This is a genomic window from Pseudoalteromonas sp. MB41 (genome assembly GCF_020966275.1).
GTDB lineage: Bacteria > Pseudomonadota > Gammaproteobacteria > Enterobacterales > Alteromonadaceae > Pseudoalteromonas > Pseudoalteromonas lipolytica.
Window position 1 is genome coordinate 278,853 of record NZ_JAJJZF010000001.1, and the last position, 15,683, is coordinate 294,535.

The 15,683-nt window shown below is 42.6% G+C and carries 12 protein-coding genes; 9 read left to right on the top strand and 3 right to left on the bottom strand.

Annotated elements, in window-relative coordinates; translation table 11 throughout:
* Positions 1–8: 8 nt before the first annotated feature.
* From mrdA to lipA, 7 genes are all read left to right on the top strand, one after another.
* Entirely contained in the window at positions 9–1,889 is a 1,881-nt protein-coding gene (mrdA, locus tag LPA49_RS01300; RefSeq protein WP_036967349.1) for a penicillin-binding protein 2, read from the top strand.
* Positions 1,886–2,992, top strand: a complete 1,107-nt coding sequence (gene rodA, locus LPA49_RS01305) for a rod shape-determining protein RodA (RefSeq protein ID WP_036967346.1) — start codon at positions 1,886–1,888, stop codon at positions 2,990–2,992. Before mrdA ends, rodA begins: the two co-directional genes overlap by 4 nt.
* The gene (locus LPA49_RS01310) at positions 2,992–3,762 is read left to right on the top strand and encodes a septal ring lytic transglycosylase RlpA family protein (RefSeq protein WP_180310939.1); all 771 of its coding nucleotides are present in this window, start codon (positions 2,992–2,994) and stop codon (positions 3,760–3,762) included. The genes rodA and LPA49_RS01310 overlap by 1 nt, the downstream gene beginning before the upstream one ends.
* 54 nt (positions 3,763–3,816) lie before the next feature.
* Positions 3,817–4,977 carry a serine hydrolase gene (locus LPA49_RS01315; protein WP_036967339.1) on the top strand — a complete coding sequence of 387 codons (1,161 nt, stop codon included), beginning with the start codon at positions 3,817–3,819 and terminating at the stop codon, positions 4,975–4,977.
* Positions 4,978–5,158: 181 nt separating this feature from the next.
* Positions 5,159–5,437: a DUF493 family protein YbeD gene (gene ybeD, locus LPA49_RS01320; RefSeq protein WP_036967336.1), complete on the top strand. Its 279-nt coding sequence runs from the start codon at positions 5,159–5,161 to the stop codon at positions 5,435–5,437.
* 19 nt (positions 5,438–5,456) lie between these two features.
* Positions 5,457–6,110, top strand: coding sequence for a lipoyl(octanoyl) transferase LipB (gene lipB, locus LPA49_RS01325; protein ID WP_036967333.1), 654 nt, complete (start codon positions 5,457–5,459; stop codon positions 6,108–6,110).
* Positions 6,107–7,072, top strand: coding sequence for a lipoyl synthase (lipA, locus tag LPA49_RS01330; RefSeq protein ID WP_036967331.1), 966 nt, complete (start codon positions 6,107–6,109; stop codon positions 7,070–7,072). Before lipB ends, lipA begins: the two co-directional genes overlap by 4 nt.
* 29 nt (positions 7,073–7,101) lie before the next feature.
* Here lipA and LPA49_RS01335 read toward each other — a convergent pair whose 3' ends face one another.
* A complete protein-coding gene (locus tag LPA49_RS01335) occupies positions 7,102–7,620 on the bottom strand; it encodes a YdcF family protein (RefSeq protein ID WP_180310940.1) in 519 nt (172 codons plus the stop codon).
* Positions 7,621–7,628: 8 nt separating this feature from the next.
* A complete protein-coding gene (locus LPA49_RS01340; protein ID WP_036967326.1) occupies positions 7,629–8,222 on the bottom strand; it encodes a TetR/AcrR family transcriptional regulator in 594 nt (197 codons plus the stop codon).
* 114 nt (positions 8,223–8,336) lie between these two features.
* Between LPA49_RS01340 and LPA49_RS01345 the strand changes: the two genes are divergently transcribed.
* Together LPA49_RS01345 and LPA49_RS01350 are read left to right on the top strand one after the other, a co-directional pair.
* A complete protein-coding gene (locus LPA49_RS01345) occupies positions 8,337–9,416 on the top strand; it encodes an MBL fold metallo-hydrolase (protein WP_180310941.1) in 1,080 nt (359 codons plus the stop codon).
* A gap of 127 nt (positions 9,417–9,543) precedes the next feature.
* Positions 9,544–11,181: a M28 family metallopeptidase gene (locus tag LPA49_RS01350; protein ID WP_180310942.1), complete on the top strand. Its 1,638-nt coding sequence runs from the start codon at positions 9,544–9,546 to the stop codon at positions 11,179–11,181.
* A gap of 60 nt (positions 11,182–11,241) precedes the next feature.
* Here the strand turns inward: LPA49_RS01350 and LPA49_RS01355 are convergent, their stop codons facing one another.
* Complete coding sequence (locus LPA49_RS01355) at positions 11,242–15,549, bottom strand: FimV/HubP family polar landmark protein (protein ID WP_180310943.1); 4,308 nt, start codon at positions 15,547–15,549, stop codon at positions 11,242–11,244.
* Positions 15,550–15,683: the final 134 nt, after the last annotated feature.

Genomic DNA, 15,683 nt, shown 5'->3' on the forward strand with positions numbered 1-15,683 from the left:
TAAAGCCCATGCGAAAACACAGACCCACCATTCGAGACCACTCGGCTGAAGCAAATTTATTTGCCCGTCGAGCATTTGTGGGTTTTGTGTTTGTTACCCTGCTTATTGGTGTCTTGTTATCAAATTTATATAACATTCAGGTTATTGATCACCAAGACTATCAAACACGTTCAAACGACAACCGCATAAAAGTAATACCAATTGCGCCTAATAGAGGCCTGATTTACGACAGAAATGGGGTGTTACTTGCCGAGAACAAACCCGTTTACAACCTTGAAGTCATTCCTGAAGAAGTTGATGATCTTGACAAAGCACTGGCTGCTGTTGAGCAACTAATTACGATAAGCGAACAACAAAAAGCCGACTTTTTAGACGATATAAAACATAATCGCCGCTTTAAAAGCCAAGTGCTTAAAGCACGGTTAAACGAAACCGAAGTAGCCACGTTTTCAGTAAACCAACATAAATTTCCAGGGTTCAGTATTGAAGCGCGTTTAGCACGCTATTACCCGTATGGCGATACACTCACTCATGCCTTAGGTTATGTTGCCAAGCTAAACAAAAAAGAACTCACTAAACTTGAAGCCGAAGACCAAGCAACGAATTACCGCGCCACTCATGACATTGGTAAGCTTGGTATCGAAAAATACTATGAAGAGTTACTACACGGTGTTGTTGGCTCACAACGCGTTGAAGTAAACAACCGTGGTCGCGTTATCCGTACTCTCAGTCTGACTCCGCCAGAGCCGGGCCATGACTTAGTGTTAACCTTGGACATTGGCTTGCAACAAATAGCCCAGCATGCCTTAAAAGACATGCGTGGCGCAGTGGTCGTGCTTGATGCAAAAGATGGGGGCGTGCTGGCAATGTATTCAAACCCAAGTTATGACCCAAACTTATTTGTGCATGGCATTAGCAGTAAAAACTACAAAGAATTATTAAATCCAGACCGCCCACTTATTAACCGTACTACGCAGGGTCGCTATGCTCCGGCATCGACGGTTAAGCCCCATATGGCCATTTTAGCCCTCGAAGAAGGTTTGGTAACAGAACAAACACAGATGTGGGATCCGGGCTTTTTCCAAATTCCGAATGTTGAACACAAATGGCGTGACTGGAGACGTTGGGGCCATGGTCATGTCGATGTTTACAAAGCGATTGAGGAGTCATGTGATACCTACTTTTACGATGTTGCCTACCGACTAGGCATCACTAAAATCAGTGACTTTATGACTCAATTTGGCTTTGGCGAGCTCTCTGGTATTGATATTCATGAAGAAACAACGGCAATTATGCCATCTAAAGAATGGAAAGAAGCCCGTTTCAGAGAATCATGGTGGCGAGGCGATACAATCTCGGTGGGTATCGGACAAGGTTATTGGACCGCGACCCCGATGCAAATAGCCAATGCAACTAACATTTTGGTTAATAAAGGCATTGATCATCCACCTCACCTTGTGCAAGTAGCCAAAAAAGAAAACGAAGTAACGCAAATCAATAATGATGAAAAGCCCCCTGTACAACTTAAAAACCCACATCATTGGCAAATAGCCCTCGATGCAATGCACAACACAGTGCATAAAGTAACCGGTACAGCACACAAAGCGTTTAAAGGTGCAACCTATGACCCAGCCGGTAAAACCGGAACGGCGCAGGTAGTCAGTATTGCTCAAGGCGAGCGATATGATGCAGAATCACTCAAAGAACGCCAACGAGATAACGCAATATATGTTGGCTTTGCCCCTTATAATGACCCACAAATTGTGGTGTCGGTGGTCGTCGAAAATACCGGTGGGGGAAGTACTGTTGGTGCGCCAATTGCGCGCCAATTAATGGATTACTACTTTTCTGCTAACCCTATAAAACTTGCTCAAAGTGATGCGCCATGATCCCATTAAATAAAAAACGCTCGATTTGGCAGCGCCTCCATCTTGATGTACCTTTGCTGATTGCGCTCATGCTCATGATGGTCGCAAGCCTTGCTATTGTATACAGTGCCAGTGGTCAAGATTCTGCAATGATGATCCGCCATGCTACACGTATGTTTGGTGCTGTACTGGGCATGTTTATTCTGGCGCAGTTTTCACCGAATACCTTAAAAAGCATGGTCATTCCTCTGTATTGCTTGGGCTTATTAATGCTCGTTGGCGTGTTGTTCTTTGGTGTCAGTTCCAAAGGCGCGCAACGTTGGCTTAATTTAGGTATCACGCGTTTCCAGCCTTCCGAATTAATGAAAATAGCCGTGCCAATGATGGTTGCCTGGTACATTGGCCGTAATCACCTGCCACCACGCGCGATTCATTTAATCATTGGTTTTGTAATTGTGATGGTGCCGACCATTTTAATTAAAGAACAACCAGACCTAGGAACGTCAATCTTAATTGCCAGTTCAGGTATATTTGTGTTGTTTTTATCAGGCTTAAGCTGGCGCTTAATTGGCTTTTTCTCAGCCGTTGTTGCACTCGCTGCATGGCCATTTTGGCATTACGGAATGCATGACTATCAACGTCAGCGAGTACTCACCTTTTTAGACCCTGAAAGTGATCCTTTAGGCTCGGGTTATCACATTATTCAATCAAAAATAGCCATTGGTTCCGGGGGAATTGAAGGTAAAGGCTGGTTGCAAGGGACCCAATCGCAACTTGAGTTTTTACCCGAACGCCATACTGACTTTATCTTTTCGGTACTCAGTGAAGAATTTGGTCTATTTGGTGTTTGCTTACTGCTGTGCATGTATTTATTTATTATTGGTCGTGGCTTGTACATTGCCGTAAATGCACAAGACGCATTTGGTAAACTACTCGCTGGAGCCTTAACCCTGACTTTCTTTGTCTATGTGTTTGTGAATATAGGAATGGTTTCTGGCCTATTACCTGTCGTTGGTGTCCCCTTACCCTTAATTAGTTACGGGGGGACTTCTATGGTGACCCTGATGGCTGGATTTGGCATTATTATGTCTATCGCCACCGATAAAAGGATGCTGTTAAAATAATGACCCACTTAATAAATGCCCTTTTAATCGCGCTTATCTGTGTTGTGCTCAGCGCATGTAGCTCACCGTCGTCACAACAAGGGCGCTATGCAATGCAGCATGATGCAGCGCCACTGCGAACACCGACAGAGCTTGAAATGCAAGATGCTGTGGTCACTGCTGTTATCAAAAGCGCCAGTGCAAGCCGCTCCTACGAGGTGAGAGGAAAGCGCTACACGCCCATGCTAGATGAAACGGGCTACTCAGAAGAAGGCATCGCTTCTTGGTATGGTCGAAAATTTCACAACTACCACACTTCGAACGGCGAAATATACGATATGTTTGCCATGACTGCAGCTCACAAAACACTGCCGCTGCCAAGTTTTGCTCGCGTCACGAATTTAGATAACGGCAAATCAGTGATTGTACGTGTTAATGATCGCGGCCCTTTTCATGACGATAGACTGATCGATTTATCTTATTCTGCAGCATATAAGCTTGGCTACTATCGTCAAGGTACAGCCCGTGTTAAGGTTGAAGCCATTACACTTGCAAATTCTGCCCCTCGTTTAAGTTACATACAGGTTGCAGCGGGAAGTACTCTTTCTAATGTCGAAGCGCTCGCGTTTCAACTTCGCCAGCAATACCATGTGCCAACAAACATTGTTGAAAAAGACGGGATCTATCGTCTGCGTCTAGGGCCAATTAAAGATGCTGCAGAAGCACAATCCGTTTTAGATAAATTAAAACAAAACCAATTTCAGAACGCGTTCTTGCTTTACAGTGAGTAAGACCTTTAGAATGGGTTAACGCGACATGTTTAACTTCAACCATTAATGAGTACGATGAAATCTATAAAATATAAAATCTTAAGTGGCGTTTGTGGCCTTGTTTGCACTGCTAGCGTATTTTCTGCAACAGCCCAAATCATCCCCGCCCCACCTCAAGTTAATGCTAAAGGTTACTTTTTGGTTGATTTCACCACAGGAAAAGTAATTGCCGAAGGCGAAGCTGATACAAAACTAGCACCAGCAAGTCTGACCAAAATGATGACCAGTTATGTCATTGGTACAGAAATTAAAGCAGGTAATATCTCACCGACCGATATGGTAACAGTGAGCGAAAAAGCATGGGCAAAGAACTTTCCAGAGTCATCAAAAATGTTTATCGAAGTGGGTAAACAAATCAGTGTTGATGATCTTAACCACGGTATCATAATCCAATCAGGAAATGATGCGTGCGTAGCAATGGCAGAGCACATTGCAGGCAGCGAAAGTGCATTTGCTGATTTAATGAATGCCCATGCTGAAAAACTAGGCATGAGCAACAGTCACTTTGTTAATAGCCATGGTTTAGATACCAACGAGCACTTTACCACGCCACGTGATATGGCAACACTAGGCGCTGCACTTATCCGTGACGTACCTGATGAATATGAAGTTTATGCAAAAAAATCATTTACTTATAACGGCATTAAACAATACAACCGTAACTCATTGTTATGGGATGAGAGCTTAAACGTAGACGGAATTAAAACAGGCCATACCTCAGAAGCGGGTTATAGCTTAGTTACCTCAGCAACCAAAGATGATATGCGTTTAATTGCAGTTGTAATGGGAACTGAAAGCGAGCGTGCACGTAAGGTAGAAAGTAAAAAACTACTTAACTACGGTTTCCGTTTCTTCGAAACAATCACACCCTATAAAGCAGGTGACAGTTTTGCAGAGCAACGTATTTGGATGGGTAATAAAGAAAACGTATCGTTAGGTATTTTAGAAGATACACCCATTACTATCCCACGCGGTCAACGTAAAAACTTAAAAGCGAACTTTGAGCTTGATAAAACCTTAGAAGCCCCACTGGCGAAAGGCACTAAAGTAGGCACACTTTTCTTACAGCTTGAAGGTGAAGAAATTGCGCAATATCCACTTGTTACCTTAGAAGAAGTGGAAGAAGGTAGCTTCTTTAGCAAAATTTACGATTACTTACGTTTACAAATAATGTAAACCCGTAAAAAAGATTATAAACGCCTTGCACTGCAAGGCGTTTTTTTTTGCCTGAAAAATGATAGAATGCGCCCCATATCAGTCGCGCTGGGTCGAGTGCGTCGTAATCCAGTTTGCTTAACGCCAAGAAATGGCAAAGAAAACGTCTATTAAGCAGACCATTGTTTGAGGAGTCACCGTCGTGGTTCAACCTGTAAAAGATACTAAGTTTGACGAGTATTTAGATTTCCCTTGCCCATTCACATTTAAAATCATGGGCTTAGCTAATGTAAATCTGACAGATCAGATCCTAGAAAAGCTGCAACCCATTGCACCGGGCGATTACGCACCTAAGATCAAACCAAGCAGTAAAGGGAATTATGAGTCAGTCACACTTGTTGCTACGGTAACAAGCAAAGAGCACATCGAAGAAATCTATAACGTGATCAGCAACATCGATGACGTACGTCATATGCTATAGACTGATTACGGAGTAAGTCGTGAGCGAGAGAGAATTAATCGTTCGCCAATTAGGGCGACAGCGTTACATGCCAATTTGGCAAAAAATGCAATCATTTACCGATACCCGCGATGAGCACACAGCTGATGAAATTTGGCTTGTGGAACACGAACCTGTTTTTACACAGGGTCAGGCAGGTAAGGCAGAGCACCTTTTAAACACCGGTGATATTGAAGTGATTCAAGTAGACCGAGGTGGTCAAGTGACCTATCACGGACCGGGTCAACAAATGATGTACGTGCTGTTTAACCTTCGCCGTTTAAATATTGGCGTTCGTGAACTCGTCACTTGGTTGGAAGAGTGTATTATCGATACACTTAAAGATTATGATATTGAAGCCTATGCAAAGGCGGATGCACCTGGCGTTTATGTTAACGACAGTAAAGTTGCATCGTTAGGCTTACGCGTTCGTCGCGGCTGCTCTTTCCATGGTTTAGCACTGAATGTAAATATGGACCTAAGCCCATTTTTACGTATCAATCCATGCGGTTATGCTGGTATGAACATGGTGCAGACAACCGATCTCAATGGCCCACAGAACCTAGAGCAAGCAGGTTCAGGGCTTATTAAACACATGATTAAAAAGCTTAATGCTACTGTGGTTAAGCACACTGAAGGGTTTGAAAACGAATGAATAAACCAGTCAAAATGGAACCAGGCGTAAAACTGCGTGATGCTGAGAAAATGGCGCTGATCCCAGTGAAAGTTTTACCAACAGAAAAGAACGAAATGTTACGTAAGCCAGAATGGCTTAAAATTCGTTTGCCAAAATCAACAGAGCGTATTGATGGTATTAAAAGTGCCATGCGTAAACACGGCTTACACTCTGTGTGTGAAGAAGCATCGTGCCCTAACCTATCAGAATGCTTTAATCACGGTACAGCAACCTTTATGATTCTTGGTGCAATTTGTACGCGTCGCTGCCCGTTTTGTGATGTTGCGCATGGGCGTCCATTAAAGCCTGATGCGGCAGAGCCAGAAAAACTAGCTCTAACGATTAAAGATATGAAGTTAAGCTATGTTGTTATTACGTCTGTTGACCGTGATGACCTACGTGATGGCGGTGCACAACACTTTGCTGACTGTATTCGTGAAATTCGTAAGCATAACCCAAATATCACCATTGAAATTCTAGTACCTGATTTTCGTGGCCGTATGGACAGAGCGCTTGATATCTTAATTGAAACGCCGCCAGATGTGTTCAACCACAACTTAGAAACGGCACCACGATTATACAAACTAGCGCGTCCGGGGGCTGATTATAAATGGTCATTAGAGCTACTTCGTCGCTTTAAAGAAGCGCACCCAGAAGTGAAAACAAAGTCTGGCCTAATGGTCGGTCTAGGCGAAGAAATCAGTGAGATTGAAGAAGTATTACGCGATTTACGTGAACATAACGTAGATATGCTCACGGTAGGTCAATACTTACAGCCTTCAAAGCACCACTTACCGGTTAAACGCTACGTGCCACCAGCCGAGTTTGATGGTTTAAAAGCTTATGCTGACGAAATTGGCTTCACACATGCTGCATGTGGCCCGTTTGTTCGCTCAAGCTACCATGCTGATCAACAGGCAGCAGGTAAAGAAGTTAAATAACACTTCTTATTAAACATTTAAAAGCCGCGCTATAAAATTTTATAGCGCGGCTTTTTTGTAGACATTAAAATATTTTGCTCTTCTCTTAACATTGCCTGCTGTTCATGAGCACGTAACAAAGCAAGCTCAGTGGCTGGTAAAGGCGTGACTGCAGGCACACACTCAAATTCCATCAAAGGCATAATGTGTCGAAAAACATAATGAACACGTTCAATATGAAACTCAGAGCTGACTAATAGTACTTTTTTAATCTCAGCACGGTCTAAAATAGGCTGTGCAAGTGTCGCATCTTCAAAGGTAAAACGGCTTGGGGCATGCGCCAAAAAGCGAGATACTGGAATACCTTGTTTAACTAAATAACGCTTGGTTAATTCGCCATGCGGATACGCACTTTTATTAAAGCTGCCAAAGCCACCTGTACACAATAGACTTGCATGTTGATGATCGCGAAAAACGGCGTAGGCTTTATCACAGCGTGCTTTTGCAATAACAGATAATCTGCCGTCAGGTTCATTTGGAGCGCCTAATACTACAATTGCCGTTTTCATCAGAAATACTATCGTTGATAACGCGCTAAAAACATTTTCACGGTTTCGCTAATCACTTTCTCTTCTGTGTCACCATTTTGGCGCTCAAATCCATACAAAAGAGGATAAAAGATCAGCGATTTTAATTGATACACAAACTGTTTAGCCGCAAATTCAGCATCGTCAATATGTAACACATGCGCGTCACTGGCCGCCTCTAAAAAAGCCACTAAATCTTGCATGCAACCCATACTGTTGTTGGCGAGCGACTTAGCTAAATCGGGCTGTTGGAGCATTTGCATAAAAGCCACTTTCGCTATTTTTAGAAACTCTTCAGAGGTAAGCAAAGCCACCTCTTGCACAGCAATTTGTGTTAACTGCTCTGCAATAGGGTGTTGCTTATTAAAAATAACGGCTTTTTCTTGACGCACTTTTTCAAACATAAACACCAGAATAGCCTGAAACAGCACACCTTTATTTTCAAAATGATTATAAACAGTGCGTTTAGAAGCGCCCGCTAAGCTTGCAACCTGATCCATACTCGTCTGTTCAAAACCTTGTTGAAAAAACAACGTTTCAGCTGCATTCAAAATATCGAGTCGTTTTCTTTGTGATAATTTCATGTACTTCCCCCATGACATCAATAGTGTAACGCAAAAATAAAAAATGCACTAGATAGTTTACTTTTAAAGCAAACAATGAAAAACTACACCACTCAGTTTACTTATGGTAACGATATGAAATTTCTAAGATGGCTCGTAATCGCCACAGTATGCTTCATGGTCGGCGTGTTAATTATGAATAATCAAATTGCCGCTGAAGGCGTAAGTGATGACAGTCACTCAGCTCAATTAGTAGATGGCACCTTCTATAATAATGCAAAGGTTGAGCAGCCTGGTTTTAGAAAAACGCTGGGAATCTTCATACGTTTCATGACAGAAAAGAAAATTGATGCAGAACCCAAACACGAACTGCCTATGTATGCTTTATCAACACAGCAGCTTGCGTCTTTATCGAATGACAGCGTCCATTTTGTGAAACTGGGCCACTCATCAATTTTAGCTAAAGTGTATGGTGAGTTTTGGCTGTTTGATCCTGTATTTTCCGAGCGAGCTTCGCCATTTTCGTTTATGGGACCAAAGCGTTTTCAACCTACGCCAATACGCATTGAACAGTTACCTCACATTGCGAAGGTTTTTATCTCGCACAACCATTATGATCATTTAGATAAAGCAGCTATCAAGCAACTGGCCGACAAAACCGACTCTTTTTATGTTCCGCTCGGTGTAGAAAATGAACTCATAAAATGGGGAGTAAAAAAGCAAAAAGTGCTTAGCTTTGATTGGTGGCAAGAGCATACGACTACAAACAGCCAAATCGTTTTTACACCCACACAGCACTTTTCAGGCAGAGGTTTAACGGATAGAAACAAAACACTGTGGGGCTCATGGGCAATAAAAGTAAAAGACAAACGCTTTTATTTTAGTGGTGACTCTGGTTATTTCGCGGGCTTTAAAGAAATTGGCAAACGCTATGGGCCATTTGATATTACCTTTATTGAAACTGGGGCTTACGACCAAGAGTGGTCGAATATTCACATGACACCAGAGCAATCTGTTCAAGCGCATTTAGATTTACACGGAAATATCATGGTCCCAGTGCATAATGGCACATTCGATTTAGCATTTCACGCCTGGTATGAACCACTCAACCGCGTGACTAAAAAGGCTGTACAAGAGCATGTCTCGCTAAGCACCCCACTAGTTGGCGAGGTATTCAGTATTCAAGATCCTGCGATAAACAAAACCTGGTGGTAAATTTTTCATGGCTGAAAATTGAATGATTATCTACTCATCCTGAATAATCAGTTGTTTGTAGCGTCTTTCTGGACAGCCCTCTTCTCGTCCCATATAGTGAAACTCTGTACAATCAACCAGAAAAACTATGACAACTTACCTTAAATACGCAAGTTTAGCGCTTGCCGTGGGTTTATTAGGTTGCTCTGAGCAACCAACCCCAAGCGCTGATGAAGCAAGCACTGATAAACTAAGTACATCCACGCTTGAAGCCGTCAACATTGACAAAGTACGTTCACACATTAAAACACTTGCCTCTGATGAGTTTTTAGGCCGTGGTCCACTCACAGAAGGCGAAACTCTGACCATTAACTACTTAGCTGACGAATACAAAAAGCTAGGCTTAACGGGCAGTTTTAATGGCAATTTTTTACAGCCAGTGACAATGGCAAAACTCACGCCTGATCAGAATATGACGCTAAAGGTTGGCGAGTTAAGCTTTAATGCTGGCAGTGATTTTACCGCACGCACGCAACAAATTAATCCAGAGTTCAACATTGCTGGCTCTGACGTGGTGTTTGTTGGCTATGGTATTAATGCCCCAGAGTATAACTGGGATGACTTTGCTGACATTGATGTAAAAGACAAAACAGTTATTGTACTTGTCAATGACCCAGGATTTGCGACTCAAGACGACACGCTATTTACAGGCAATGCCATGACCTATTATGGTCGTTGGACTTACAAATACGAAGAAGGTGCACGCCAAGGTGCAAAAGCCGTGTTTATCGTGCACGAAACAGCACCAGCCGCTTACCCTTGGGGAGTTGTTGAAAGCTCGAACACAGGCAGTAAATACACACTTATCGACCAAGACAATAATGCATCAGACATTCCTGTCATGGGATGGATTGATGAGCAGGCCGCAAATGAAATTTTTGCTCAAGCAGGCTTTGATTATCAAACCGAAAAAGCCAACGCATTAAAAGCTGATTTTAAGCCGCTTGATTTAAAAGTGAAAGCGGAGCTGACATTGAAAAGTGATATCTCCCAAGCACAATCGCATAATGTTGTAGCAACACTTAAAGGCAGTGAAACACCTGATGAATACATCGTTATTGGCGCTCACTGGGATCATTTTGGTACGAAGCAAACCGAAGAGGGGCTGAAGATTTATAATGGTGCTGTCGATAACGCTTCAGGCACCGCAGCCACTATTGAAATTGCCCGCATTTTGAGTGAAATGCATAAGAAAAAGCCATTCAAACGCTCAATAATCTTCGCAAATTTCACCGCAGAAGAAACGGGGCTAATTGGTTCAGAGCAATTCGCTACCGGCGAAATTGCCCCCACCAAACAAATGGTGGCACTGCTTAATATCGATGGTATGAACGTACTTGATGGCGTTGACTACATTTTACAATACGGCAAAGGCATGTCTGAAATGGAAGACTACCTAGCTGAGGCAGCACAGTCACAAGGACGTCACGTAAAGATGGATCCAAGACCACAGAATGGCTTGTTCTTCCGCTCAGATCATTTTTCATTGGCTAAACAAGGCGTGCCAAGCTTGTTATTTATGAGCTTAGGCGATACAGACCCCGACTATATTGCTCATAAATACCATAAAGAAGCTGACGACTATTCGCCGCAATGGTCAATGGGCGGTGTGAAACAAGACATTGAACTGATTGTTGATATTGCAGCCAAGCTTGCTAATAACGGTGATTGGCCAAAATGGAAAGCCGAGTCTGATTTCAAGGCTCGTCGTTTACAAGATAGGTAATACCCTATATTAAATACAAAAAAACCGAGCGACTAAGCTCGGTTTATTTACTTTGATACTTTATGACTTAATTTTAGCTTTTAAAGATAGCGCCTCTTCTTGCACTTCTTCTGGGCCATTGGCAATCACATCTTCAATTGCCTCTAACGCAGAATCAAAATCATCTATTTCGATATACGCTCGCACTAAATCAAGCTTGGCAGAGTAGCCCCCACTTTCAGCATCAACATCTGTAGGGTTATCACCTGCAAGCAAGTCATTAAAATCGCTAAGACCCACATCCATATCAACATCGTCATATGGTTCAAAATCAAGCGCTTCATCATCACTCTGTTCAAGCAATGAATCTATATCAACAAACTCATCGTCTGTTTGCTTAGAGGCTTGTTCATCTGAGGGTTCAATATCAGTTGAAAAGTCACTTTCGTCTGCGGCTTCAACTTGCAGGTCTTCATTTAACAGTGCATTGAAATCAACGTCGAACTCACTGGCATCCGTTATGTCTGTTTCATCCGGTTCGGCGAGCTCATTAAGCAATGCATCAAAATCTGTTTGCGTCAGATCTGCCATAAAATCATCATCGATTTCATCATCTGACAGCTCACCGATACCGTCACTATCCGCAAGAGTAGATTCAATATCAGCCAGTGTTTGCGCATTATCTGCAACACTTTCTAGTTCAGCCTCTTCTAACTCAAACTCTTGTAAATCATCAAGCTCTGGTAGCGGGTCATCTACTGTTACTTTATTTTCAAGTTCAGCAGAGTCACTTTCAGGCTCAAATGCATCAGCTTCAGTGAATTCATTATCGAGCAAAAGATCATCATCAAAGTCATCTTCAAGCTGGTCAAGTTCATTGCCACCTGCGAGTGAGTTAGCTAGATCTTGCTCTGCTTGGCTCGGCTTTATCGTATCTTCGTTTTTGAGCTCTGTGTCATTATCATCTAACTCAAAACCTGCTTCATCTAACTCAAGTTCTGGGTATTCCTCCAGTTCTTGGCTTGGTGTCACCGTATCTTGCGTTAAAGGTTCGTCTTCAATGTCTAAATCAAATTCATCGGTTAACTCGTCCTCGGCAAGCGGGTCGTCACCTAAATCAATTTCAACCTCTTCAAAGTCCTGCTCGGGTTCATCAATAGACCAATCTGGTGGGGCAACATAGTCTTCGTCTTCACCGATTTCGTTGAGCAGTTCATCAACACTTTTTAATGCCGGATCATCATATTCATCTAAGCGGTCATCTTCGTCTAACAGCTCATCACTGTCTTCATTAAATTCCTGATGCAGAGCTTCATCAATGTCTACTTCTTCTGTGCTATCAACTAATTCAGATGCCACTGATTCTACATTCATGTCATCAATTGCTTGATCAGCATCAGCAAGATCAGCTAATGAGTCTTGTAGATTTTCGTTATGCTGCGCGTTGTTGTCTTCTTCGTTCGATAGGTCAGAGATTTGCGCTTCTGTCTCTTGCTTAAGCTCATTTGCTTCTTGAATGAGTTCATCAATATCATCGAGATCATCGTCTTCAGTAATCAGCGAATCATCTAACTCATCTTCATCATTAAGTGTATCGACGCCTGTCTCTTCATCGGCTTCATCTTGATCGGTTTCGACTTCATCAAGTAATGAATCAATGTCGTCAATATCAAGCGCGTCATCAAGCTCATTTTCATCAACCTGTTCATCGAACTCAGGTTCTTCATCGACTAATGGCTCTTCACTCTGCGCGTCTTCAATTGCAGCTTCATCCGTTGCAACCTCATCAAGTAGTGAGTCAATGTCGTCAACATCAAGTGCATCGTCTAGCACGTCTTCGTCAACAGACTCGTTTTCATCAACCAACGCATCTTCATCAACTAGATCGTCAACTTGAGGTTGGTCGTCAGCTTGAGGCTGGTCATCCTCTTCTGGCTCTTCACTGAGTGTTTGTTCAGTCGTAGCTTCATCAGTTGAGGCTTCATCCAATGCAACGTCATCAAGGAGTGAGTCAATGTCATCAACATCTAGTGCATCGTCTAGTTCATCTTCGTCAACTAGCTCGTTTTCATCGACCTGTTCGTCAGTTTGAGGCTGGTCATCAACTTCAGGCTCTTCACTGAGTGTTTGTTCAGTCGTAACTTCATCTGTTGCAGCTTCATCCATTGCAACGTCATCAAGGAGTGAGTCAATGTCGTCAACATCGAGTGCATCGTCTAGTTCATCTTCGTCAACTAGCTCGTTTTCATCGACCTGTTCGTCAGTTTGAGGCTGGTCATCAACTTCAGGCTCTTCACTGAGAGTTTGTTCTGTTGCGGCTTCATCCATTGCAACGTCATCAAGGAGTGAGTCAATATCATCAACATCGAGTGCATCGTCTAGTTCATCTTCGTCAACTAGCGCGTTTTCATCAACTAGCTCGTCAACTTGAGGCTGGTCATCCTCTTCAGGTTCTTCACTGAGAGTTTGTTCAGTCGTAGCTTCATCAGTTGAGGCTTCATCTGTTGCAACGTCATCAAGGAGTGAGTCAATGTCGTCAACATCGAGTGAATCGTCTAGTTCATCTTCGTCAACTAGCTCGTTTTCATCGACCTGTTCGTCAGTTTGAGGCTGGTCATCAACTTCAGGCTCTTCACTGAGAGTTTGTTCTGTTGCGGCTTCATCCATTGCAACGTCATCAAGTAGTGAGTCAATGTCATCAACATCTAGCGCATCATCATCACTCGCTTCATCTAATAAAGCATCAATATCGTCAGCATCGACCGATTCCTCTTCCACTGTGTTCGATGTGTGTGCTGGCTGCTCATCCGTTTGCACGTCATCAATTAAGCTATCGATATCAAAATCATCTTCATCGATTAATTCAGCATCAATAGTGCCTACAGGGGTCTCGTCCTCTTCATCGAGTAAGTCGTCAATGTCATCTAAATTAACGTCTTCATTTTGCTCTGAGCTGGTATTATTGTTTTGCTCGTCAATTAGGCTGTCAATATCAAAATCGTCTTCGGCAAGCTCTTCACTTAATGCCGCCATATCATCGTTTTTGTTGCTGTCTTGCGAATCATCGGTGTTGTCGCTGGCGAATAGATCATCAATATCATCCGCACTTAAAATATCGCCTGAAGAGTCGACTTGTGATTGTTCACCTTCTAAATCAATTTCATCGCCTAAGCTGTCGTCATCAGATTGATCAAAATCTTGCTGTAAAAATGCGTCTAAATCATCATCTTCACTGCCTTCTGACTCATCATTAAACACAATATCGTCACTTAAAAGCCCTTCGAGTTCATCTTGATTTAAAACACTGTCATCGTCGTCAAAACTATCATCAATACTGTCATCAAAGATAATGTCATCATCTGGCAGCATATCTTGGTCTAAGTCATCATCTAAGCGAACACTCAGATCATCGTTATCTTCAACGGGGTCAGGAATAAGCGGATCATTATCGACTAGAGGGTCTAACTCATCATTTTCAGTGTAAGTTGGGCTTTGTGGTAGAAACTCATCGTCATCGCTGGCTTCTGGCGCGTTGTTATTTCTTTTTTTCAAAAACAACACAACAGCCGCAATAATAAGTAACGCAGGAATGAACATTAAAGCACCGAGAACAAATGGGTTGCTTAAAATTGACGACACGTTAAGCCCACTGTCCTCTTCAATCTTTTTTGCTTTTTGCTGCTCTATAATCTCATTCTGTTTGGCAATTAACTCTTTAAGTTGCTTTTGAATTTCACTGTCTTGTCCGAGTTGGTCACGAACCGTTTCTAGCTCTTTCGAAATACCTGTTAGCTGTTGTTTTAACTTATTATTTTCGGCAAGAATTTCTTCAACATTATCGACCGATGTTTTAAATTGCTTTTGCAATTCAACAAGCTGCGTGCCTTGCTCAGTTTTGATTGTGTTTATTTCTTGTTTAAGCTCTTGCTTTGCTTCGTCTAAATCGACTTTACGAGCTTGCGTCACCTTTTTTTGCGATTCGTTTATTTCGGCGACTGTTAATGTGCCATTTTTCTTTTTCTCCCACAGCTCATCGTCTTGCTCAGATCGGGCTTTCGCTAGGGTCGGGTTAACAGCACGCATTTCTGCAATAGTCGGAATTTTAAGATACGCGCCATCACGCATGTGATTCAGGTTTTGATCTAAAAACGATGACGGGTTTTTGTCGTACAATGCTTGCATAACCTGATAAATGCTTACAGAGTTATCAGGTCGAATTTTAGCGGCAATACGCCACAGAGTATCAGTCGGTTTTATCGGACCAATTGATCGCCCCTGCGCACCATAATCGACGCCTTTAGGGCCTTTAAGAGTGGAGCCTTCATCAGAGTAAGTCGGTGTTACCACCAAGGCAGACGCTAATATGAAGAGTGTTGCTAAACCGCGCATGCTGATCCTTTATGTTTTAAATGTTAACGCAGCAACGTTGGTTGCTTAAACATCAAGTAATTCTTGCAGAATTGATTCTTAATTATGCTTTCTTGCAAGCTCTATTCCAGCTGCAAACTATAAACCAGTTGGTG

Coding starts and splice junctions, on each gene's coding strand:
- mrdA (WP_036967349.1), top strand. CDS start 9: ATGCGAAAACACAGACCCACCATTCGAGACCACTCGGCTGAAGCAAAT.
- LPA49_RS01315 (WP_036967339.1), top strand. CDS start 3,817: ATGAAATCTATAAAATATAAAATCTTAAGTGGCGTTTGTGGCCTTGTT.
- LPA49_RS01335 (WP_180310940.1), bottom strand. CDS start 7,620: ATGAAAACGGCAATTGTAGTATTAGGCGCTCCAAATGAACCTGACGGC.
- lipA (WP_036967331.1), top strand. CDS start 6,107: ATGAATAAACCAGTCAAAATGGAACCAGGCGTAAAACTGCGTGATGCT.
- LPA49_RS01350 (WP_180310942.1), top strand. CDS start 9,544: ATGACAACTTACCTTAAATACGCAAGTTTAGCGCTTGCCGTGGGTTTA.
- LPA49_RS01355 (WP_180310943.1), bottom strand. CDS start 15,549: ATGCGCGGTTTAGCAACACTCTTCATATTAGCGTCTGCCTTGGTGGTA.
- LPA49_RS01345 (WP_180310941.1), top strand. CDS start 8,337: ATGAAATTTCTAAGATGGCTCGTAATCGCCACAGTATGCTTCATGGTC.
- rodA (WP_036967346.1), top strand. CDS start 1,886: ATGATCCCATTAAATAAAAAACGCTCGATTTGGCAGCGCCTCCATCTT.
- LPA49_RS01340 (WP_036967326.1), bottom strand. CDS start 8,222: ATGAAATTATCACAAAGAAAACGACTCGATATTTTGAATGCAGCTGAA.
- LPA49_RS01310 (WP_180310939.1), top strand. CDS start 2,992: ATGACCCACTTAATAAATGCCCTTTTAATCGCGCTTATCTGTGTTGTG.